The sequence below is a fragment of the Caulobacter flavus genome (genome assembly GCF_003722335.1).
GTDB lineage: Bacteria > Pseudomonadota > Alphaproteobacteria > Caulobacterales > Caulobacteraceae > Caulobacter > Caulobacter flavus.
On the sequence record NZ_CP026100.1, the window covers coordinates 3,892,508 to 3,912,343 of the forward strand.

The following is a 19,836-nucleotide window of genomic DNA, read 5'->3' on the forward strand; positions in this document are numbered from 1 at the left end:
ATGACCGACCAAGCCCCCGCCGCGACGGCCCTGTCCCAGGACGAGCTGAACAGCCTGACCGACCAGCTGATCGAGAAGCTGAAGACGGTGTTCGACCCGGAAATCCCGGTCGACATCTACGAGCTCGGCCTGATCTACAAGGTCGACGTCAGCGACGACAAGGACGTGGCCATCGACATGACTCTGACCGCGCCGGGCTGCCCGGTGGCCGGCGACATGCCCGGCTGGGTCAAGGACGCGGTCATGGAGATCGACGGCATCCGCTCGTGCAACGTCGACCTGACTTTCGATCCGCCTTGGGACCCGTCGCGCATGAGCGACGAGGCCAAGCTGCAGTTGAACATGTTCTAGAGGCATTAGCCGATGGAAACCGCCGTCACGCCCCGTCCGCGCCGCCCCCGGCCCAAGGTCGTCACCCTGACCGACGCGGCCGCCGCGCGGGTCACCGAGATCATGCAACGGGCCGACCAGCCGTATGCCGGTCTGCGCGTGGGCGTGAAGAACGGCGGCTGCGCGGGCCAGGAGTACGTCTTCGAGTACGCCAAGGAGAAGGGCCCCATCGACGAGGTCGTCGAGGACAAGGGCGTCACCATCCTGATCGAGCCGAAGGCCGTGCTGTTCCTGATCGGCACCGAGATCGACTACGAGGTCACCAAGCTGTCGTCGAAGTTCGTGTTCCACAATCCGAACGAGACCGACGCCTGCGGCTGCGGCGAGAGCGTGACGATCCAGCCGGCGCCCGAGGCGTTGGAGGAATAACCTCTCCCACTGGGAGGGTGAGGGGTTGCGCCGCCAACCGGTGTTCCGGCGCGCCGTCTACAGTCCCTAGCCCCTCATCCTCCCACGCCGTTCGGCGCGGGCCCCTCCTTCTCCCTATGGGAGAAGGTAAAATGAGGCGCGGCCCGGCGGGCATAGATCACCATCGTCACCACCGACAGCGCCGCGCTCGCCGCCAGAGCCCACAGGCCAGCCGTCTGAGCCCCGATCGGGGCCAGCAGCAGCGATACGCCCAGGAAGTTCAGCGCGATCTTCGGATGCTCCAGCGGCGGGTAGTCGAAGTCGCGCCCCGGCAGCGACTGCTGTAGCCCAGCGACCAGGAAGTTGCGCGCGATCAGCGTCAGCGGCGCTGCGATCCAGGCGCCCGAAAACGCGCCGGCCGCCATTAGGGCGCCGAGGCTGACCAAGGTCAGCAGCCGGTCGGCCAGCAGGTCGAACATCGCCCCGAAAGCCGAGGTCAGGCCGAAGCGCCGGGCGACCCAGCCGTCGAGCACGTCGGTCAGGCCCGCGCCCAGGAACAGCGTCAGGGCGGTCCAGCCGGCGTCGGCCAGCACGGCCCACACAAGAAAGGGCAGGGCGAGCAGGCGTAGCGCAGTCAGCAGGTTGGGCAGCATGTCGGCTCTCCTGCGGTGCGGTTGAGCGGCAGGGCGGCGGCGAGCCACATCAACGGCGTGGCTCCGGAGCCGCAGAGCATCAGCGCCGCAAGAAGGGCGATGGCGAACGCCGGGGCCGTGACGACAGCCCAGATCACCGTGGCGGCGAGCACCCTGTCCCTGGGCGGATCACGGGGCGGAGCTTGCTCGGGAGGCATGGATCAGGCCGCCGCCTCGGCTTCGCCGGGCGACAGCTTCTTTTTTGGCGGATCGACCAGCACAGACGCCTTCACCGGCTCGCCGCGCGCCTGGGCGATCAGCTCGTTGGTGCGGTTTTCGACCGTGTTCTCCAGCAGCTTCATGAACTCGGCCTTCTGCAGGCCTTGGGGCAGGGCGGGCAGGAACTCGACCGTGGCCTGGCCGGGCGTCTTCTTCGCTTCCTGCTGCTTCCAGAAGCAGCCGAGATTGGTGGCCACCGGCACCACCGGCAGGCCGAAGTCCTGGCTCATGTGGTAGACGCCGGTGCGGTAGCGGAAGCGCTCGCCTGGCGCCGCCAGGTGGCCCTCCGGATAGATCAGGATGCGGCGGCCCTCGGCGGCGACCTGGGCGGCGCTCTTGGACAGGGCCGCTCGGGCCTCGGGGCCGCCGCAGCTGTCGACGACGATGGCGCCGAACTTCTTCAGGATATTGCCCAGCAGCGGAAATTTCTCGAGGTGGTCGCCCGTGACGAAGGACAGGTTGTCAACATTGGCGAACATCACGAAGCCGTCGCCCCAGCTGTGGTGCTTGGCGGCGATGATGAAGGCGCCGGCGGGAAGGTTCTCCTGGCCCTTCAGCTCGACCTTGACGCCGGCGAAGGTGCGCAGCGCCCACAGCATGCGTTTGGAATAGAGGCGCAGGGCGAAGGTCACGGGGCGGCGTCCCGGCAGCAGGGCCGAGAGCGCGGCCGACAGGCCGTAGAAGATCGACAGAACCCAGTAGTAGGCGTTGAACAGCGCGCTGCGCATCGCTTGGTCCTTCGTGGAGGGCTGGTGACGGGTCTTGGAGGTCAGCGGGCCTTGAGCACGGCCAGGACGGCCGCGGTCATCAGCGGAGCATGGGCCGAAAGGGCGTCTTCGCCCAGGCGGCCGTAGGCGCGGTTCTGGGCGGTCTGGGTAATAACCCCGATGGCCATGGCGGCCACCACGCGCGGGTCGCCCGGCGGCAGCTCCATCTTCAGCATGGCGTGCTTGATGATCGTCTCGACCAGGGTGACCGGATCGCGGCCGTCGTCCTGGTAGTAGGGCAGGAAGTGGTGCAGCTGCAGCAGGTGGAACGAGAACAGGGTCCAGTCCTCGTCGGCGGCCGTGCAGTAGGCCTTGACCAGGGCCGCGGCCTTGGCGGCCACGCCATGGACGGCGCCGGCCTCTGTCTCGATCAGGTCGGACAGGCGCTTGTGGGCGGCCATGAACAGGCCGATGGCCAGCTCGTCCTTGCTTTTCCAGTGGCGGTAGATCGCGCCCTCCGAAACCTCGGCGCGGGCGGCGATCAGCTTGGTGGTGGCGCCGTCGACGCCATGGGCGGCGAAGACCTCGAGGGCGGCGCGTTCGATGCGGGGCTTGGCGCTCATGAGACCCAGGTTAGCGCAATTCGCGATGCTTGCAAGTAAATGCTCACATACTCCTCTGGCGATTGACGGACGGTGCGGGCGCGGCCATTCACGGCCATGGTCCAGACGCTTCTGATCTATTCCATGGGCGAGGTGATCGGCGACGGCCTGATCAAGCTGCCCTTCATCGCCGGCCTGCGCGCGGCCTTTCCCGACGCCCGGATCACTTGGTGCGCCGCCAAGGGTACCACGGTCTATGACGGCCCGCTGAAGCGGGTGGTGGCCGGCTATGTCGACGAGATCATCAAGGACGGCGTCACCGGCGCCGCGGCCCTGGACGTTCTGCCGTGGGTCAGGCCGTTGGGCGGCCGGACCTTCGACCTGGTGATCGACACCCAGGAGAACCTGCGCCGCAGCCTGGTGGCCAGGCGCGCGGTCGCCGGGGGCGGGCGGTTCGTCTCGGCCGCCATGCAGGCGCGAAGTCCAGACTGGCCGCCTGCGGTCGTCGACCGCCTGGCGCGTCTGCTGGCCCTGGCCACGGACGGGCAGGGCGCCTTGCGTCCGCTGGCCCTGACCGAAGCCGACGCCGTCTCGGCGGCCAGGGCGCTGCTGCCCGACGGCCCGGTTTATGTGGGCCTGGCGCCCGGCGCTGGCGGTCAGGAGAAGCGCTGGCCGCTGGAGAGCTATCTCGACCTGGCCCGCGCCCAGCAGGCGGTGGGCCGCACGCCCGTGTTCTTCTTCGGGCCGGACGAAGCCGCCGACGCAGCGATCGCGCGCGGCGAGGTCCCGAACGCTCTGTTCCCCGAGGCTGACCGCACTGACGGCTTTGCCGGCGTGAAGGGCCCGATCCTGGCCATCGCCCTGGCCGGCCGGCTGTCGGCCGCCGTCGCCAACGACGCCGGTCCCGGCCATATGCTGGCGGCCGGCGGCGCGCCGCTGCTGTCGCTGCAGCTCAATCGCCGCAAGGCCGTGAAGTTCAAGCCCGCCGCGCAGCGCCTTGAGATGCTGTGCGCCGAGGACTACGGAGAGGGCATGGCCGCCCTGCCGCCGCAGGCGGTGAAGGCCGCCCTCGACACCCTGATCGCCGGAGTTTCCTGATGTCCATCCTCGCCCCCATCTCCGCCGGCGAGCTCGTCGACAAGATCACCATTCTGCGCGTGAAGGCCGAGCGTATCGGCGACTCGGTCAAGGAGGCCAACGTCCGCAAGGAACTGGCCCTGCTGGAGGGGATCGCCGCCAATGCTCTGACGCCCAGCGCCGAGCTGGACGCCCTGACGGTGGAGCTGACCGCGATCAACGCCGCCCTGTGGGACATCGAGGACGGCAAGCGCGCCTGCGAGCGCAGCCAGACCTTCGGTCCCGAGTTCGTCGAGCTGGCCCGGCGCGTCTACATGGACAACGACAAGCGCGCCGCCGTGAAGCGCCAGATCAACGCGCTGACCGGTTCGGACATCGTCGAGGAAAAGAGTTACAAGCCGTACTGATTTCCCTGGTAAGACAGAGTCCTGCATCCAGAATATGATGCAAATAAAAGGGGCGGCGCGCCTGACGCGACCGCCCTTCTTCATGCCCGCTCCGCCGGCGCCGAGGGCAGGAACGGCGGAACGCGCGCCTGCAGCAGCGCTCCCAGGGCGCTGTCCATGAAGTCGTCGTCGGCGGCAATACCCAGGCATACCGCCTTGGCGCGCAGGCGCGGGCGGCGCCTCTTCGGCGGTCAGCGGCCCTTGAAGGCCGCTGGACGCTTTTGCAGGAAGGCGCTGACGCCCTCGATGAAGTCCTCGGTCTTGCCGCAGGCGCGCTGGGCGTGGCGCTCGGCGTGCAGTTGGCCGACCCAGTCGGCGTCCAGGCTGTCCCAGACCAGGCGACGGATGGCGCTCAAAGAGGCGGGCCCCTCGGCGAGCGTGCGGGCCAGGTCCAGGGCCGTCGGCATCAGATCGGCGTCGGGGACGCAGCGGTTGATCAGGCCCCAGTCCAGGGCCGTGGCGGCCGGGATCTTGTCGCCCAGCAGCATCATCTCCATGGCCCGGGCCTTGCCCACCAGGCGCGGCAGCAGATAGGTCGAGCCGCCGTCGGGCACGAGGCCGATGCGGCGGAAGGCCTGCAGGAAGTAGGCGCTGTCGGCGGCCACGACGATGTCGCCGATCAGGGCCAGCGAGCAGCCGATCCCGGCGGCCGGGCCGTTGACGGCGGTGACGATCGGCAGCGGGAAGTCGCGCAGCAGCGTCATCAGCGGATTGTAGACGCTTTCCAGCGCCGCGCCGGCGTCGGGCTTGCCGTCGGGATCCATGGGGCGGCCGGCCGTGGCGCCGGCCGAGAGGTTGGCGCCCGAGCAGAAGCCTCGACCTTCGCCCGTGAGGATCACGGCCCGGGCCTCGACCTGGCCGGCGGCGACCGCGCCGAACGCCTGGGCCAACTCGCGGGCGACCTCGGGGCTGGCGGCGTTCAGGGTGGCCGGATCGGACAGGGTGACGACGGCCACGCCGTCCTGCGGTTCCAGCCGGATCTTCTCGTAAGCCATCACGTCCTCCGGGCGTCTTTTCGGGCCTGGACGCCAGCTAGGCGCGACTGTCCCTGGGGAACGCAAGAGGGCGAGCGGCGCAAAAGAAATGGGCCCGCCGATCCTGGGGATCGACGGGCCCTGACGCGGTTCTCTGGAGAAGAACGCGTGTCTCTTAGGCCGCGTTGGCCGATTCAGCCTGGGTTTCGGCGGCGGTGACGCGATTGCGGCCGCTGCGCTTGGAGGCGTAGAGCGCGGTGTCGGCGCGTTCCATGACCGAGTGGCCGGTCTCGCCCTTGCGGCGCTCGGCGAAGCCCGACGACAGGGTGATGGCGCCCAGGTCCTCGTTGGTCGAGCGGCGCTTGAGCATACGCGAGGAGACCTCGACGCGGATCTCTTCCAGCGTCGCGCCGACGACGGCGGCGGCCTCGCCCGGGAAGATCATCGCGAACTCCTCGCCGCCGTAGCGGGCGGCGAAGCGGGGCAGGGCGGCCACGCGGCCGATGACGCTGGCGACGTAACGGATCACCTGGTCGCCGGTCTGGTGGCCCCAGGTGTCGTTGAAGCCCTTGAAGTGGTCGATGTCGAGCACGGCCAGGCAGATGGCCGTGCCGGCCTCGTCGGCCTCGGCGCAGGCGCGCTCGAGCTCTTCGTCGAAGGCCTTGCGGTTGGCGAGGTTCGTCAGGCCGTCGGTCGTGGCGTCGCGGCGCACCTGTTCCAGGTGTTCGCGCAGGCGGTCGACCTCGGCGGTGGATTCGGCCAGGCGAGTTTCGAGCGCCTTGTTCTCCTTGGCGACGCGACGGGTGGCGTCGGCAAGGCTGGAGACCACGGCCTTGATGCCTTCGACGCCGGTCGGGGCGTCGAGGTCCTTGGAGACCCCGGCCAGGGTCTTGCCGAAGGCGGCGTTGGTCTTCTGGGCGTTCTGGATGGCCTTCGAGACCGACTCCAGCTCCTTGGAGAGCAGGTCGCCGGCGTCGCGGATCTGTTCGTTGAGGCGCGCCTTGGGCAGGTAGGCCGCGGCGAGCTCCTCGCTCAGCATCTCGGTGATGGGCTCGCCCATCGAGATCAGGCGGGTGATCTCGCGCGCCAAAGCGCCGTCGGGATCGGCCACGTAGTGGGTCCAGAGTTCGAAGTTCAGCGCGGTCGGCCAGATCTGGTGGCGTTCCATCAGGTCCAGGGCCCGACGGGCGATCTTGTAGGCTTCCGGCCCGCGCAGAGTGGTCTCGACGTCCGACATCTTTCATTCCCCCGCCGACCCGGGCTTCTCCCAGACCGATCGCTTACGCGGCGAGCATAGGCACGAGAGTTCAAACGAGCGGTTAAGGCTGCGCGGGGGTGCTTGCGCCCGGCACAACTCCAAAGCATTCTGAACGTTGATAAGATGAGCCGAGAGGCCGTTTTCGGGAGAGACGCCGCATGAACGCCCCCGCCAATCTCGGCCAGGAGGCCGCCAAGGCCGGCCTCGAGCTCGTGCTTCAGCGACAGAAGGCCGCGCATCTGCGCGACGGCGTGCCGCCTGTGGAGCGCCGGATCGACTGGCTGAACCGCTGCATCGCGCTGCTGGTCGACCACGAGGCTCAGATCGCCCAGGCGGTCGGCGACGACTTCGGCGTGCGCTCCAAGGACGCCACGGCCCTGACCGACGTGGCCGGGTCGATCGGGCCGCTCAAGCACGCGCGCGACCACGTTCGCAAATGGATGAAGACCGAGAAGCGCCGCACGACGCCGGCCCTGCTGGGACTGTTCGGCGCCAAGGCCGAGGTGCGCTGGCAGCCCAAGGGCGTGGTCGGTGTGATCAGCCCGTGGAACTTCCCGGTCAACCTGACCTTCGCGCCGCTGGCCGGCGTGCTGTCGGCCGGCAACCGCGCGATGATCAAGCCGTCGGAATACACGCCGGCTACCTCGGAGCTGCTGAAGGCCATGTTCGCCAAGGCCTTCGACGAGGACGAGATCGCGGTCGTCACCGGCGGGCCCGAGATCGGCCAGGCCTTCGCTGGCCTGGCCTTCGACCACCTGCTGTTCACCGGCGCGACCTCGGTGGCCAGGCACGTGATGCGGGCGGCCGCCGAAAACCTGGTGCCGGTGACGCTGGAACTGGGCGGCAAGAGCCCGGTGATCCTGTCGCGCGGCGCGGACCTCGACACCGCCGCGGCGCGGGTGATGGCCGGCAAGACCCTGAACGCCGGCCAGATCTGCCTGGCCCCCGACTACGTGCTGGCGCCGGCCGAGGACGTGGACCGCTTCGTCGAGGCCGCCCGCGCCGCCGTGGCCCGCAGCTTCCCGACCCTGAAGGACAATCACGACTACACCGCCCTGGTGGCCCAGCGGCACTACGACCGGGTCAAGGACTATGTCGACGACGCCAAGGCCAAGGGCGGCAAGGTGGTCGAGCTCAATCCGGCCGGAGAGGACTTCTCCCAGCAGCAGCACCGCAAGATCCCGCCGACCCTGATCCTCAAGCCCACCGACGACATGGCGGTGATGCAGGAGGAGATCTTCGGTCCGTTGCTGCCGGTGAAGGCCTACGACCGCATCGAGGACGCCATCGACTACGTCAACGGCCGCGACCGGCCGCTGGCCCTCTACTGGTTTGGAACCGACGAGGCCGAGCGCGAGCGGGTGCTGGCGGCCACGACCAGCGGCGGAGCCACGGTCAACGACGTGATCTTCCATGTGGCGCAGGAAGACCTGCCGTTCGGCGGCGTCGGTCCGGCCGGCATGGGCGCCTATCACGGCCACGACGGCTTCCGCGAGTTCAGCCATCGCAAGGCGGTGTTCCACCAGCTGAAAAAGGACATCGGCCCGATGCTGGCCCTGCGCCCGCCGTACGGCGAAGGCATCCGCAAGTACCTGGCCGGCCAGATCAAGCGATAGACAAGTCGGCTCGATAGTCGGCGAACGAGAATCACTGGCCTTAGGGCTGCATGGCTCCGCTCGCCGCCTTCGATGTCATCGACGAACGCCAGGCCCTACCTGTCAGGGACGTGGCGATGCTTCGCCACGCGTTCCTGCACGGCGGTGTGGAGGGATGGGCGCCCCTGCCGGAGCCAGAAGCGCGCGCCGCTCCTCCGCATCTGGTCCGGGACCTGACCCAGGCTTGGCCGTTCGCGTCCGACACGCCGCCGGAGATCGGCGAGCCGGCCATCTGCCACGTGCGCGACGTGGACTGGTTTCCCGCCTACGGCGTGCTGGCGGGGCCTGAAGGACGCGTCCTGCGATCAGCCGGCGGCGAGGCCCTGCATCGCTGGCCCGACCTGGCGCCCATCGCCGAGCTTATGCGGCGGCGGGCGGGCGTGGCCATCGACCGGGGCGTGGTTTTCATGCCGTGGGGCGGCGGGTTCAACTACGGACACTTCCTGCTCGACGCCATGCCTTCGATGCTGGCCGCGGTCGAGCAGGGGTTCGCGGGCGCCGCGCCGGTGCTCGCGCCGCGCCTCAAGGCCTGGCAGCGAAGCCTCCTGGCCATGGCCTTTCCCGAATGCGAGGTGAGGGAGGTGTCCGGCCAAAGGGTGCGTCTCGACCAGGCGGTCTACGCCACCAGCATGGATCATTTCCTGCACGCGCCGAACGCCCTGGTGCGCCGTGTGGCCGAACGGGTCGTGGCGGCCGTCCCGGAGCCTTCCGGCGCGCGGCGGCGGATCTACCTGTCGCGCAGAAGCCAGTCCATGCGGGTCATGGTCAACGAGGCCGCGCTGGAAGCGGCCTTGGAAAGCAGAGGGTTCACGATCGTGCGTCCCGAGCGGCTGGACGCGAAGGCTCAGGTGGCGCTGATGCGCGAGGCGGAGGTCGTCGTGGGCGCCTCGGGCGCGGCCCTGGCCAACGCCATGTTCCTGCGGCCGGGGGGCAGGGTGGTCGAGATACAGCCGGCCAACTTCACGAGCAGCTGGGTGTGGGCGGCCTGTCGCCAGGTCGACGTCGAATGGCGCGGCTATGTCTGTCCCTCGCCGACCGATCGGCGGGAGGCGCCCTTGCTGGCGCGGGCTCGTCGCGGCTTCCGCTTCGCCTATCGACCGCCGCTCGACGACCTACTGGAGTTCATCGACGCGGCTCTCTGAGGCGGGTCAGCGGCCCTCGGTCCACAGGTCCAGCGGCTGACGCCGTTCGTGACGGATGACGGCGAAGTAGCCGGCCACGCCCAGCACGATCCCGGCGATCGCTCCGCCGACAAAGCCCGCCGGCGTGGCGAACCACAGGGTCAGCACCGCCAGGGCGACGGCGACGCCGACGATCGACCAGCGCACGAAGACGCTGAAGGCGTGATAGGTGCGCTCGTGCACCAGCAGTTCGGGATCCGATTGCGAGGGCGTGAAATCGGCCATGGCGGTTCCTCCGACGGGTTCGGGAAAAACGCGCGGAGCCGCCTGAACGACGCGACTGTCGGCAAAGAAAAGGCCGGCGGCTCCGTGGGAGCACGCCGGCCAATCTACGCCTTTTCGCGGGTGTCGTCAGGTCTGGTCGATCAGTCCTCGACCTTGGCCAGCTTCGGCGGAGCGCGAAGCAGGAAGGCGGGGATGTCGTTGCCGAAGCCGACCACGCGGCGGTCGTCGTCGTCCTCACGGGCGCGCACCGGCTGGACGCCGCGGACCGGCATCGGCGGACGCTCGCGCGAGGGACGGGCGGCCGGGGCGGCTTCCTCGACCGGAGCGGTTTCGACGGTCTGGGCGGCGGCGCGGTCGCGCGAACGCTCGCGGCGCGGCTTGCGTTCACGCTCCGGACGCTCGGCGCGTTCGACGGGAGCCTCGGGCGCGGCCTCGACGGCGACGGTCTCGACGACTTCAGCTTCCGGAGCGGCTTCGGCGCGCTCGCGACGACCACGGCCGCCGCGCTCGCTGCGTTCACCACGCTCGCCGCGTTCACGGCCCGGACGCTCGCCGCGGCCGCGGCGGCGGTCGCCTTCGCGCGGCACGGTGACGGCGTTGGTGTAGTCGACGTCGATCACTTCCTCGTCGGGCGTCGAGCCGATCAGCTTGACGACCTTGTCGAAGCCCTTGTCGTCGGCCGGGGTGACCAGCATGTAGGCCACGCCCGAGCGGCCGGCGCGGCCGGTGCGGCCGATGCGGTGGACGTAGTCGTCGGCGTGGTGCGGGACGTCGTAGTTGAAGACGTGGCTGACGGCCGGGATGTCGAGGCCGCGAGCGGCGACGTCGGAGGCCACCAGGATCTTCAGCGCGCCCGAGCGGAAGTCCGCCAGGGTCTTCATGCGCTGGCTCTGGTCGAGGTCGCCGTGGATGGCGGCGGCGTCGAAGCCGTGCACCTTCAGCGACTTGGCGACGATGTCGACTTCGGTCTTGCGGTTGCAGAAGACGATGCCGGTTTCCGGCGCGGCCTTCTCGACGATGGTGCGCAGGGCCAGGCGCTTGGCCTTGGGGTCGGAGGAGGGGACCTTGACCAGCAGCTGGGTGATGTTGGCGTTGGTGGTGGCCGGCTTGGCCACTTCGATACGGACCGGATCGCGCAGGAACTGCTTGGTCAGGCGCGTGATTTCCGGCGGCATGGTCGCCGAGAAGAACAGCGTCTGCTTCTTGGGCGGGGTCAGCTTGAAGATGCGCTCGATGTCGGGGATGAAGCCCATGTCGAGCATGCGGTCGGCTTCGTCGACGACCAGGAACTGCACGCCGGTCATCAGCAGCTTGCCGCGCTCGAAGTGATCGAGCAGGCGGCCCGGGGTGGCGATCAGCACGTCGACGCCGCGGTCGAGCTTCTTTTCCTGGTCGCCGAACGAGACGCCGCCGATCAGCAGCGCCCACGAGAGCTTGGTGCCCTTGGCGTACTTCTCGAAGCTGGAGGCGACCTGGTCGGCCAGTTCGCGGGTCGGGGCGATGACCAGGGCGCGCGGCATGCGGGCCTTGGCTCGGCCCGAGGCGAGCTTGTCGATCAGGGGCAGGGTGAAGGCGGCGGTCTTGCCGGTGCCGGTCTGGGCGATGCCCAGGACGTCCTGGCCGGCGAGGGCGACGGGGATCGCCTGGGCCTGGATCGGCGTGGCGGTCGTGTAGCCGGTGTCGGCGACCGCTTGAAGGGTCGTGGGCGAAAGCCCGAGGTCAGAAAATTCGGTCATGTCACGCTGGTCTGGACTCGGAGCCGCCCGTGCTTGGGCGAGCGGGCGGCGCGGATTCGCCAGACCTGCTCCGAAGGTGCGGATAAATAGGCGCAATCGCCGCAAAGTCAATCTTCGCGGGGCCAGGGGCTTCGCGGGCGGTGTCCTGCCCGGAAAGGTCAAGGGCGAGCGCCGCCCCGGTCCTTCCCCCGAAGGACCAGACCAGGACACCGGAGCCGTCGGTATCGTCCTGGCGGAGCGGCGCTCGCCTCGGCGCCGCCAAAGGGGAGGAAGACGGCGCTGATAAATTACTACTGGAATGGTATGGATTAGATCGACCCAGATTTTCTGAGGTCGTCGTCAGCTGATCCAGCTAGTGATGCGCATGCTGCTCGGCGTTGCGCTTGCGCGTGGCCGCAGCTTTCCTGGCCGAGGCCGAGCGCTCCGCGGCGCTGCGGCTGGCCGAGGCTTTGCCGCCTTTCTCGCCGCCCTTGTGCGCGGCGGGGTGGCCGGTGTGCTTGCCGCGTCCCGAGCCGCCGGGCTGCTTGCCGCCGCCGTCGTCCTTGTTGACGGTGGCCCAGGCGCGCCGCTCGGCCTCTTTCTCCGGAACGCCGCGCGCCTCGTAGCCCTCGGCGATGTGCTCGGCCTTGCGTTCCTGCTTGTCGGTATACTTGCTCTTGTCGCCGCCGCCGCCGGTCGTCCTGGGCATGGCGTTCTCCTTCCGCTCGACGTGGACAGGAGAAACCCGCGGCGAGGAGGCGGGTTCGAACTTCAGCAGAAGGAAACGGGCCATGCCGACCTCCGAAAGCGCGAAGGGAAGGGGACCTTAGCTACGCTCGACGACGGATTTCAGATTGGACAGGCCCGTCTCGAAATCGCGGCCGATCATCTTGTCCATGTCGAAGATCACGCCCATCAGCCGCGAGACGTAGGGCGCGGGTCCCGACATCGTCCAGGTGACGCGGGTCGAGCCGCCGGCCGGCTCGGCGGTGAAGGCGGCGGTGTTGCTGGCCTTGAAGGGTTTTTCGAAGTCCAGCGCAATGGCGATTTCGCGGCCCGTCGCCGAGACGACGCGCATGCGGCCCGTCCCGGCCTTCCTGCCGGCCCAGGCGTAGGTCGCGCCGACCCCGTGCGGGGCTCCGCCGTAGGTGCGTTGGAGGTCGGAGTCGAGGGTCTCGTAGGGCGACCAGGCGCGCCACGCCTTGAAGTCCGACACATGGGCCAGCACCGCCTCGGGCGGCGCGTTGACCAGAACCGAGCGCTCGACCCGGAAGACGGGCGGGCGAAGGGCGGCGGCGACCAGCAGGCCGGCCACGGCCAGGACGACGACGGCGGCGACGATCTTCAGCATCGGAAAGCTCCCAGGGCGCTGGCCCGTTGTCGGACCGTTCGCTGCAAGGACGTCCGGAGCGTCAGCGTCCCGACAACGCCGCGCGATTTTTCTCGCCGTCGGCCTGCAGCCGGTCGAGATGCTGGCGGATATGGGCGGCCTCCGCGGCGCCGCCGGCCAGGGCTATGGCCTGCTGGAACGCCTCGCGCGCGGCCTCGTCGCGGCCCAGCTGGAGGTTCAGCGCGCCCTTCAGGCCATGAAAGTGGAAGTAGCCGGCCAGCCGCTCCTCCAGCGGCGCGATCATGTCGAGCGCGGCCTGCGGGCCCGCGACCTTCGAGACCGCGACGGCGCGGTTGAGAGTGACGACCGGGGAGGGGGTCATGCGCTCCAGCGCCGCGTAGAGGTGGTCGATCTGGGCCCAGTCGGTGTCTTCGGGGCGCGCGGCCCGGGCGTGCAGGGCGGCGATGGCGGCCTGCGCCTGGTAGGGACCCGGCTGGCGATGGCGCATGGCCTTGTCGATCAGGGTCAGGCCTTCTGCGATCATCGCCTTGTCCCAGAGGCCGCGATCCTGCTCGTCGAGCAGCACGATCAGGCCGTCGGCGTCCAGCCGCGCCGGGGTGCGGGCGTGCTGCAGGAGCATCAGCGCCGTCAGGCCCATGACCTCCGGTTCGGCGGGAAACAGCCGCAGCAGCAGCCGCGAGAGCCTCAGCGCCTCGTGGCACAGCGGACGCCGCGCGTCGGCCTCGACGCCGCCGGCCGAATAGCCCTCGTTGAACACCAGATAGACCATGGCCATCACGGTCAGCAGTCGTTCGGCGCGCTCGGTGGGGCTGGGCGCCTCGAACGGCGTGTCGCCCTTGGCCACGCGGGCCTTGGCGCGGGTGATCCGCTGCTCCATGGCGCTTTCGCCGACCAGGAAGGCGCGGGCGATCTGGCGCACCGAAAGGCCCGAGACGATGCGCAGGGCAAGGGCGATCTGCTGGGTGGCCGGCAGGTCCGGATGGCAGCAGACGAACAACAGCCGCAGGATATCGTCGCGATAGTCGGCGCCGTCCAGGCGCTCGGCCAGAGCGGTCTCGGCGTCGTCCAGACCGGCCGCCATGTCGGTCAGGATCTCGTCGGACGGCAGGGCGGTCTGGCGGCTTTTCCGGCGGCCGGCGTCGACGCCGCTGTTGCGGCCCACCAGGATCAGCCAGGCGGTCGGATCACGCGGCGGGCCTTTCTCGGGCCATGACTTCAGCGCCCGCAGGCAGGCGTCCTGATAGGCTTCCTCGGCCGTGTCGAGGTCACGGAAATAGCGCAGCAGCGCCGCCATGGCCCGCGGGCGCGCTGAAACCAGCGCGGCGTCGATCCAGTCGGGGTCGGTCACGCGCCCGCTCCGTGAACGGCGTTCGATTTCCAGGCGTCGGCGACGGGGCGGATTTCGTAGCAGCCGCCGGGGTTTGCGGCCGCGAGCTCACGCGTGGCCGCGACGACGTCGCCCAGGTCTGTGCAATCGACCAGATAGAATCCCAGCAGCTGTTCCTTGGTCTCGGCGAAGGGCCCGTCGACCAGCAGCGGCGGCTCGCGATCCTTGCGCAGCGTCACGGCCGTCGTGGTCGGCAGAAGTCGCGCCGAAAGGCTCAGGCGGCCTTGACCGGCCAGATCGTCGCGCACCGCGCCAAGTCGCGCCATCACGGCCTCGTCATGCGCCGGGCTCCATGCCCCGACGACGTCTTCCATGTGATAGCAGAGAATGGCGTACAGCATCCGGAAGCTCCAACGGCGCCAGCGCCGCGAACCAAGGACGCCGCCGCCAGCCGCGCGCCGACATCGCTCGCACGAGAAAATGCGCTCCGTGAGGGACTAGGCCGGCTCGAGCATCTCGGCGAGCGCCAGCACCGCCGTCCAGGTACGTCCCGTGATCCGCGTGCCGAGGGTCTTCTCGACCAGACTGGTGGTCAGTCTCGAGCCGCCGACGCCGTCGGGATAGATCGCATAGATCTGGCGGCTTTCGGCCCGAGCCTGCTCGGTTCCGCGGATCGCCGCGCGCAGGGCGCCCATGGCCTTCTTGTCGGGGGTGTCCTTGCAGAACAGCGTCATCAGCCAGCCCGGATCGGCGGCCGCGAAGTCCGGGAACGGGTTGGCCGCGACCAGGGCCCGCCAGGCCTCGGCGGTGCGGACATAGACATCGGTGCGCAGGCCCAGCCGCGCCAGCAGCTCGGTTTCGATCTGGGTCTGAAGTTCCGCGCCGGTGCGCTCGCGGCTCTCGAACACCAGATCACCGACCTTGGGGCCCATGCGGACTTGAGTGTGGCCGAGATCGGCCAGCAGGCCGGTCAGTTCGTCGGCGGTGATCAGACGACCACCGGCGGCGTTTACGCCGCGCAGCAGGGCGATGTGGAGGGACATGGTCGGACCTTTCGAACGAGGCGGCTGTTTAGGCCCTTGGGCGGCCGCCGTCGCGGAGGATTTGAGGCCGGCGCTTCACACGCAAGGTCCGGCTGTCTTGAGGCTGGCTTCGGCGAAGGCCGCGCGTCGGCCGAAGGTGACGACGCGTCCTTCGGCCCTGACCGGACCGGTCTTGTCGGTCAGGGGACGGTGATAGGACACCTTGAGCTCGAGCGTCGTATAGCCCTGGCCCGACTTTAGTTTGGAGTGGACGGCGCATCCGCAGGCCGAGTCTAGCAGGGCGGCGGCATAGCCGCCGTGCACCGTGCCGATCGGATTGTAGGCGTGTCGGCCGGGGAGGCCTTCGAAGAGCGCCCAGCCATCGCCTGCGCCGGTCAGCGAGAAGGCCAGGGTTTCGCCCATCGGCGGGCGTCCGCCGGCGGCGATCATCGCCTTGAGTTGCTCGATGCCGCTCAGGCCGGGGGCGATCTGGTCGGCCAGGGTGATTTGCGTCTGGTTCATCTGGCCTCCGGTGAGGTGCAAAGTTGGCGGGGTAGGGCGACCGGGACCCGATCCTGGCCCCGGTCCGGCTTCAGGCGGCGGTGCTCTTGATCCTGAACCACATGGCGTAGAGGGCCGGCAGGAAGACGAGCGTCAGGATGGTGCCGCCGATCGTGCCGCCGATCAGGGTGTAGGCCATCGACGACCAGAACACCGACAGGGTCAGCGGGATGAAGGCGAACACCGCCGCCAGGGCGGTCAGGATCACGGGCCGGGCGCGCTGGACCGTGGCCTCGACCACGGCGTGCAAGGGGGCGAGGCCTTCGGCCTGGTTGATCTGGATCTGGCCGATCAGGATCAGGCTGTTGCGCATGATGATGCCGGCCAGGGCGATCAGGCCCAGGATCGCGTTGAACCCGAACGGTTGCTGGAAGATCAGCAGGGTGGGGGCCACCCCCACCAGGGCCAGCGGCGCGGTCAGCAGCACCATGAACATCGCCGACAGCGACCGGACCTGGAAAATGATCACCACCATCATCAGGATGAACATCAGCGGGAAGACGACCGCCAGGGCGGCGTTGGCCTTGCCCGCTTCCTCGATGGAGCCGGCCATCTCGATCCTGTAGCCGGTCGGAAGGGTCTTGATGATCGGCTGCAGGTCTTTGTGCACCCGCATCGAGACGTCGGGCGGCTGCAGGCGCTCGTCGATGTCCCCGCGCACCGTGATCGTGGTCAGGCGGTCGCGGCGGCGCAGGATCGGATCCTCCATACGGATCTGGGCCCTGCCGATCTGGTCGAGCGGGATGCGCTCGCCCGCCGCGCCGACCAGGGTGAAGGCGCCGAGCCTGGCCGGATCCAGGCGGTCCTGGCCGCTGGTCCGGGCGACGACTTCCACCGAACGGATGTCCTCGCGCACCTGGGTCACAGGGACGCCGCTGAGCAGGAACTGCAGCTGCTGGGAGGCGTCGGCGGAGCTGAGGCCGAAGGCGCGCAGGCGGTCCTGGTCGAGCACGAAATGGACGGTCGGCACGCGCTCGCCCCAGTCGGTGTTGACCTGGCGCATGGCCTGGTTGGCCAGCATGACGCCCTTGACCTGTTCGGCGATTTCGCGGACGCGGTCGGCGTTCGGCCCCATGACCCGGAAGGCTACTGGGAAGGGCGAGGGCGGGCCAAAGACGATCTGGGTGGCGCGGATCTTGGCGCCGGGGATCGCGCCTTCGGCCGCGAACTGGCGCAGACGCTTCTTGAGCGCGTCGCGCGCCTTCTCGTCAGGCGTCAGCACCACGATCTTGGCGAAGGACGGGTCGGGCAGCTCGGGCGAGATCGCCAGGAAGAAGCGCGGCGCGCCTTGCCCGATGTAGCTGGTGTAGATTTCGGCCTCCGGCTGCCTGGCGAGCCAGGCCTCGACCTTGGCCACGGCCTGGCTGGTCGAGCCGATGCTTTGCCCCTCGGGCATCTGCACCTCGATCAGCGCCTCGGGGCGGTCCGATCCGGGGAAGAATTGCTGCTTGATAGCGCCCATCATCATGACCGCGACAACCATGGCCGCGCCGACGCCGGCCGCCACCTTGAAGCGGTTCTCCACCGTCCAGGTGACCATCGCGCGAAGCCTGCGGTAGCGCGGGGTGTCGTAGATCGCCCCGTGGCCGCCCTCGATCGGCTTGATCTTGGGGATCATCAGGACGCCCAGATAAGGCGTGAAGATCACCGCCACGAACCACGAGGTTATCAGGGCGAAGGCCACCACCCAGAAGATGTTGCCGGCGTACTCTCCGGCCGTGGACTTGGCGAAGCCCACCGGCATCAGGCCGATGATGGTCACCAGGGTGCCGGCCAGCAGCTGGCCGACTTTAATGCCGCGCTCGCGGACTGAGCGCGGACAAGTCCGTGGTCCATGTTCGCTGACTCCGGTCGACGTCGAGACACTCTACAGGAGCGCTTGCGTCAGTCGCCCGGACAGAAACTTTGATGTCGTTGGGACAACAATTCCGCCGTTTTCTGGGACAGCAACCAACGGGGTCATTAATTCTGACCCGTGACAGGCAGTTCGGAAAGCCGATAATTCTTTGACGTTATTTCTGATAATATTACTTAGGCGATGATTATTGATCGGGTCGATGGGGGTGCTCGGCTCCGCCGCAGAGGCAGGGCCGCCCTCCCCGCCGGAATATCCGTGACAGCTGGACCGCGTCGCGCGCCACGGGCCTGCAGTCCGCGCAGCCTGTCGGCCGCTAGAACTGCGTGGTGTGTGGCGCGGGCCTGGCCTTGATGTCGACGACCAGCCGCAGCGGCTGGATCATCTTCGGCGGCGGCGCGGCGAGCGTGCGGCCGGAGACGATCGCCGACAGGTCTGCGTCGGCGGCCGCGTCGCCGAGTGGCGCGAAGTCGACCCGCGAGACCACCCCGTCGGGTGCGATCCACACCTTGAGCTCCAGGGCCACGCCCTGCTCGGCCGCGGCCGGCGCGGCGAGCAGATGGCCACGCAGGCGGACGGCGGGCGGCGTGTCCTCGTCCAGCCAGGCGGCGATGGCTTGGGCGGTCCGTTCGCCGTAGGCGATCCAGGCGGCCGGCGGCGGCGCGGTTCGCGGCTGGGCCTGGGCGTAGCCGCCCAGGCCCAGGGCCGCCGCCAGTCCCGCCGCGGCGGCGCGCCAGTAGGAGGCGGGCTTGGCCATGGCCGGGTCCGCCTAGCGAACGGCCGCGGCGGCGGGCGTCGGCGCGGGGCCCGCCTGCTGCGGCAGTCGCTCGCGGTCGAAGGTGATGGTCGACATCCGCTGGTCCAGCCCCTTGACCACGTCGGCGGTCAGGTCGTTGGCGAAGTTGCCGCCCAGGGCCGAGGCCCGATCGAGCAGCAGGCCGCACTTCCTGGCCGTGTAGGCCTGGGCGACGACCGGCTGGGCCTCGTTGGCGATGCGCTCCATGGCCTTGGCCCGGGTGGCGTCGATCTCGCGGCTGATCACGGCGGCCTTCTGCTGCAGCGGCAGCCAGCGGGCGTTGAGGGCCTCGGCCTTCTGGCGGCGGGCCGGGCCGTCGGGCTGGCCTTCCAGCACCCGCAGTTCGGCTTCGATCGGCGCGCGCTCGGCGTCGACCTCGGCCTGGGCCTTGCGGGCCAGCTCGGTCAGGCGCGCCGAGGCGGCCTTGCCGGCGGCGGCGTTGGCGAACACCGCCTCGCGCGACAGCAGGCAGACGCCGGGGATGGCCGGTCCGCCGAGCGGCTGGGAGGCCGGCTGCTGGGCGAAGGCCGGCGAGGTGAGCGAGACGGCGGCGAGAACGCCACCGGTGACGAGCAGACGGCAGATCATGGAACTCAGGCCTTCTTGGATTTGGTCGCGAGCTTCGCCGCGACTTCGCCCTGCAGGGTCAGCAGCGCGCCGAAGCGTTCGAGCGAGGCGAGGTGATAGTGAACCAGCGCCAGCCAGCCCTTGCGGTGCCAGTCGAGTACGACGGCGTCGTCAAGGTTCGAAAACCGTTCCGTGTCGATCACCTTAAAGCCGTCGAGGCCCAGCTTGCGGCCGTCCGGCAGGGTGGCGTCGGCGCGGCGGTCGATCAGCAGGTCGTGCTCGCGCAGGGCTGCGGTGAAGGCCAGTGTGGCGTTGGCCTCGGCCTGGAAGGCGTTGCAGAAGGCCATCGCGTCGCGGGTCAGCGCCGACGGCTCGCCGTTCTCGAACAGGCTGGCGCCCTCCCCTCCCGACTGGGCCACGCGCTCGGAGGCCGCATCGATCGCTAGAGCGAAGCCCGACGGATTGACCGTGGCGATGAAGCCGAACGGATAGCGGCGAACATAGGCCGGCACGTAGGCGTCCTCGCGCCACTGACCGTCGGCGACGAACAGGTTGCGACGCTCCAGGCCCAGGACGGCCAGCGGCTGTGCGACCTCGCCGGCCGAGAACACGACCGGATAGCTGCGGGCCGCGGCGCTGAGCTCGGCGACGACGATCGGCGCGAACGGCGTGTCGGCGGCGAAGGCCACGTCGCCGTCCTTCAGCCGCCAGTCGGCATGGACGAGCGCGGAGAGCGGCTGCGGCTGCCGATAGAACAGCGGCGCCTCTAGCGTGGGTTGGGAAGCCGGGGCGACCGGGGAAGCGTCGGTCATGATGGGATACTCCAGTCAAAAAGTAAGGTCCGAAGGACGCACGGGCGCCCTTCGAT

The 19,836-nt window shown here is 69.3% G+C and carries 23 protein-coding genes and 1 pseudogene; 6 read left to right on the forward strand and 18 right to left on the reverse strand.

Annotation, left to right across the window (positions count from 1 at the left end; translation table 11 throughout):
- Positions 1–351, forward strand: a complete 351-nt coding sequence (locus tag C1707_RS17820; RefSeq protein WP_101711970.1) for an SUF system Fe-S cluster assembly protein — start codon at positions 1–3, stop codon at positions 349–351.
- 12 nt (positions 352–363) lie between these two features.
- A complete protein-coding gene (locus C1707_RS17825) occupies positions 364–759 on the forward strand; it encodes a HesB/IscA family protein (protein WP_101711969.1) in 396 nt (131 codons plus the stop codon).
- Positions 760–833: 74 nt separating this feature from the next.
- Here C1707_RS17825 and C1707_RS17830 read toward each other — a convergent pair whose 3' ends face one another.
- From C1707_RS17830 to C1707_RS17840, 4 genes are read right to left on the reverse strand one after another with little or no spacing between them, the layout of a single operon-like run.
- Entirely contained in the window at positions 834–1,391 is a 558-nt protein-coding gene (locus tag C1707_RS17830; RefSeq protein ID WP_101711968.1) for a CDP-alcohol phosphatidyltransferase family protein, read from the reverse strand.
- Complete coding sequence (locus tag C1707_RS26225; RefSeq protein WP_164467384.1) at positions 1,373–1,588, reverse strand: hypothetical protein; 216 nt, start codon at positions 1,586–1,588, stop codon at positions 1,373–1,375. Before C1707_RS26225 ends, C1707_RS17830 begins: the two co-directional genes overlap by 19 nt.
- Before the next feature lie 3 nt (positions 1,589–1,591).
- Positions 1,592–2,377, reverse strand: a complete 786-nt coding sequence (locus tag C1707_RS17835) for a lysophospholipid acyltransferase family protein (protein WP_101711967.1) — start codon at positions 2,375–2,377, stop codon at positions 1,592–1,594.
- A 41-nt stretch (positions 2,378–2,418) separates the two neighbouring features.
- A complete protein-coding gene (locus C1707_RS17840) occupies positions 2,419–2,979 on the reverse strand; it encodes a TetR/AcrR family transcriptional regulator (RefSeq protein WP_101711966.1) in 561 nt (186 codons plus the stop codon).
- Positions 2,980–3,075: 96 nt separating this feature from the next.
- Between C1707_RS17840 and C1707_RS17845 the strand changes: the two genes are divergently transcribed.
- Together C1707_RS17845 and C1707_RS17850 are read left to right on the forward strand one after the other, a co-directional pair.
- Positions 3,076–4,056, forward strand: a complete 981-nt coding sequence (locus tag C1707_RS17845; protein ID WP_101711965.1) for a glycosyltransferase family 9 protein — start codon at positions 3,076–3,078, stop codon at positions 4,054–4,056.
- Positions 4,056–4,442, forward strand: coding sequence for a DUF6165 family protein (locus C1707_RS17850; RefSeq protein ID WP_101711964.1), 387 nt, complete (start codon positions 4,056–4,058; stop codon positions 4,440–4,442). The genes C1707_RS17845 and C1707_RS17850 overlap by 1 nt, the downstream gene beginning before the upstream one ends.
- Positions 4,443–4,672: 230 nt before the next feature.
- On the opposite strand, the gene C1707_RS17855 is transcribed toward C1707_RS17850, so the two are convergent.
- Together C1707_RS17855 and C1707_RS17860 are read right to left on the reverse strand one after the other, a co-directional pair.
- On the reverse strand, positions 4,673–5,476 hold the full coding sequence (locus C1707_RS17855) for an enoyl-CoA hydratase/isomerase (RefSeq protein WP_101711963.1): 804 nt from the start codon (positions 5,474–5,476) through the stop codon (positions 4,673–4,675).
- A 154-nt stretch (positions 5,477–5,630) separates the two neighbouring features.
- Positions 5,631–6,692, reverse strand: a complete 1,062-nt coding sequence (locus C1707_RS17860) for a GGDEF domain-containing protein (RefSeq protein ID WP_101711962.1) — start codon at positions 6,690–6,692, stop codon at positions 5,631–5,633.
- Between the two features lie 179 nt (positions 6,693–6,871).
- Here C1707_RS17860 and C1707_RS17865 point away from each other — a divergent pair, with 179 nt between their 5' ends.
- Positions 6,872–8,329 carry a coniferyl aldehyde dehydrogenase gene (locus C1707_RS17865; protein WP_101711961.1) on the forward strand — a complete coding sequence of 486 codons (1,458 nt, stop codon included), beginning with the start codon at positions 6,872–6,874 and terminating at the stop codon, positions 8,327–8,329.
- 50 nt (positions 8,330–8,379) lie between these two features.
- A complete protein-coding gene (locus tag C1707_RS17870; RefSeq protein WP_101711960.1) occupies positions 8,380–9,510 on the forward strand; it encodes a glycosyltransferase family 61 protein in 1,131 nt (376 codons plus the stop codon).
- Positions 9,511–9,516: 6 nt separating this feature from the next.
- On the opposite strand, the gene C1707_RS17875 is transcribed toward C1707_RS17870, so the two are convergent.
- The 12 genes and pseudogenes from C1707_RS17875 to C1707_RS17930 form a co-directional block, all read right to left on the reverse strand.
- The gene (locus C1707_RS17875) at positions 9,517–9,774 is read right to left on the reverse strand and encodes an aa3-type cytochrome c oxidase subunit IV (RefSeq protein ID WP_101711959.1); all 258 of its coding nucleotides are present in this window, start codon (positions 9,772–9,774) and stop codon (positions 9,517–9,519) included.
- A 140-nt stretch (positions 9,775–9,914) separates the two neighbouring features.
- Positions 9,915–11,510 carry a DEAD/DEAH box helicase gene (locus C1707_RS17880; protein WP_101711958.1) on the reverse strand — a complete coding sequence of 532 codons (1,596 nt, stop codon included), beginning with the start codon at positions 11,508–11,510 and terminating at the stop codon, positions 9,915–9,917.
- Between the two features lie 352 nt (positions 11,511–11,862).
- Complete coding sequence (locus C1707_RS17885; protein WP_240633734.1) at positions 11,863–12,282, reverse strand: plasmid stabilization protein; 420 nt, start codon at positions 12,280–12,282, stop codon at positions 11,863–11,865.
- 33 nt (positions 12,283–12,315) lie between these two features.
- Entirely contained in the window at positions 12,316–12,840 is a 525-nt protein-coding gene (locus tag C1707_RS17890) for an SRPBCC family protein (protein WP_101711957.1), read from the reverse strand.
- Positions 12,841–12,901: 61 nt separating this feature from the next.
- Complete coding sequence (locus tag C1707_RS17895; protein ID WP_101711956.1) at positions 12,902–14,188, reverse strand: RNA polymerase sigma factor; 1,287 nt, start codon at positions 14,186–14,188, stop codon at positions 12,902–12,904.
- Complete coding sequence (locus C1707_RS17900) at positions 14,185–14,568, reverse strand: YciI family protein (protein WP_101711955.1); 384 nt, start codon at positions 14,566–14,568, stop codon at positions 14,185–14,187. The genes C1707_RS17895 and C1707_RS17900 overlap by 4 nt, the downstream gene beginning before the upstream one ends.
- Before the next feature lie 96 nt (positions 14,569–14,664).
- Entirely contained in the window at positions 14,665–15,210 is a 546-nt protein-coding gene (locus C1707_RS17905) for a DUF1697 domain-containing protein (protein WP_101711954.1), read from the reverse strand.
- 75 nt (positions 15,211–15,285) lie between these two features.
- Complete coding sequence (locus C1707_RS17910; RefSeq protein WP_101711953.1) at positions 15,286–15,711, reverse strand: PaaI family thioesterase; 426 nt, start codon at positions 15,709–15,711, stop codon at positions 15,286–15,288.
- A gap of 27 nt (positions 15,712–15,738) precedes the next feature.
- Positions 15,739–17,530: pseudogene (locus tag C1707_RS17915) on the reverse strand (efflux RND transporter permease subunit); the annotation flags it as partial.
- Positions 17,531–17,921: 391 nt separating this feature from the next.
- Positions 17,922–18,362, reverse strand: a complete 441-nt coding sequence (locus C1707_RS17920; protein ID WP_101711952.1) for a hypothetical protein — start codon at positions 18,360–18,362, stop codon at positions 17,922–17,924.
- 12 nt (positions 18,363–18,374) lie between these two features.
- Positions 18,375–18,989, reverse strand: a complete 615-nt coding sequence (locus C1707_RS17925; protein WP_101711951.1) for an OmpH/Skp family outer membrane protein — start codon at positions 18,987–18,989, stop codon at positions 18,375–18,377.
- 5 nt (positions 18,990–18,994) lie between these two features.
- Positions 18,995–19,780 carry a SapC family protein gene (locus C1707_RS17930; RefSeq protein WP_101711950.1) on the reverse strand — a complete coding sequence of 262 codons (786 nt, stop codon included), beginning with the start codon at positions 19,778–19,780 and terminating at the stop codon, positions 18,995–18,997.
- Between the last annotated feature and the right edge of the window lie 56 nt (positions 19,781–19,836).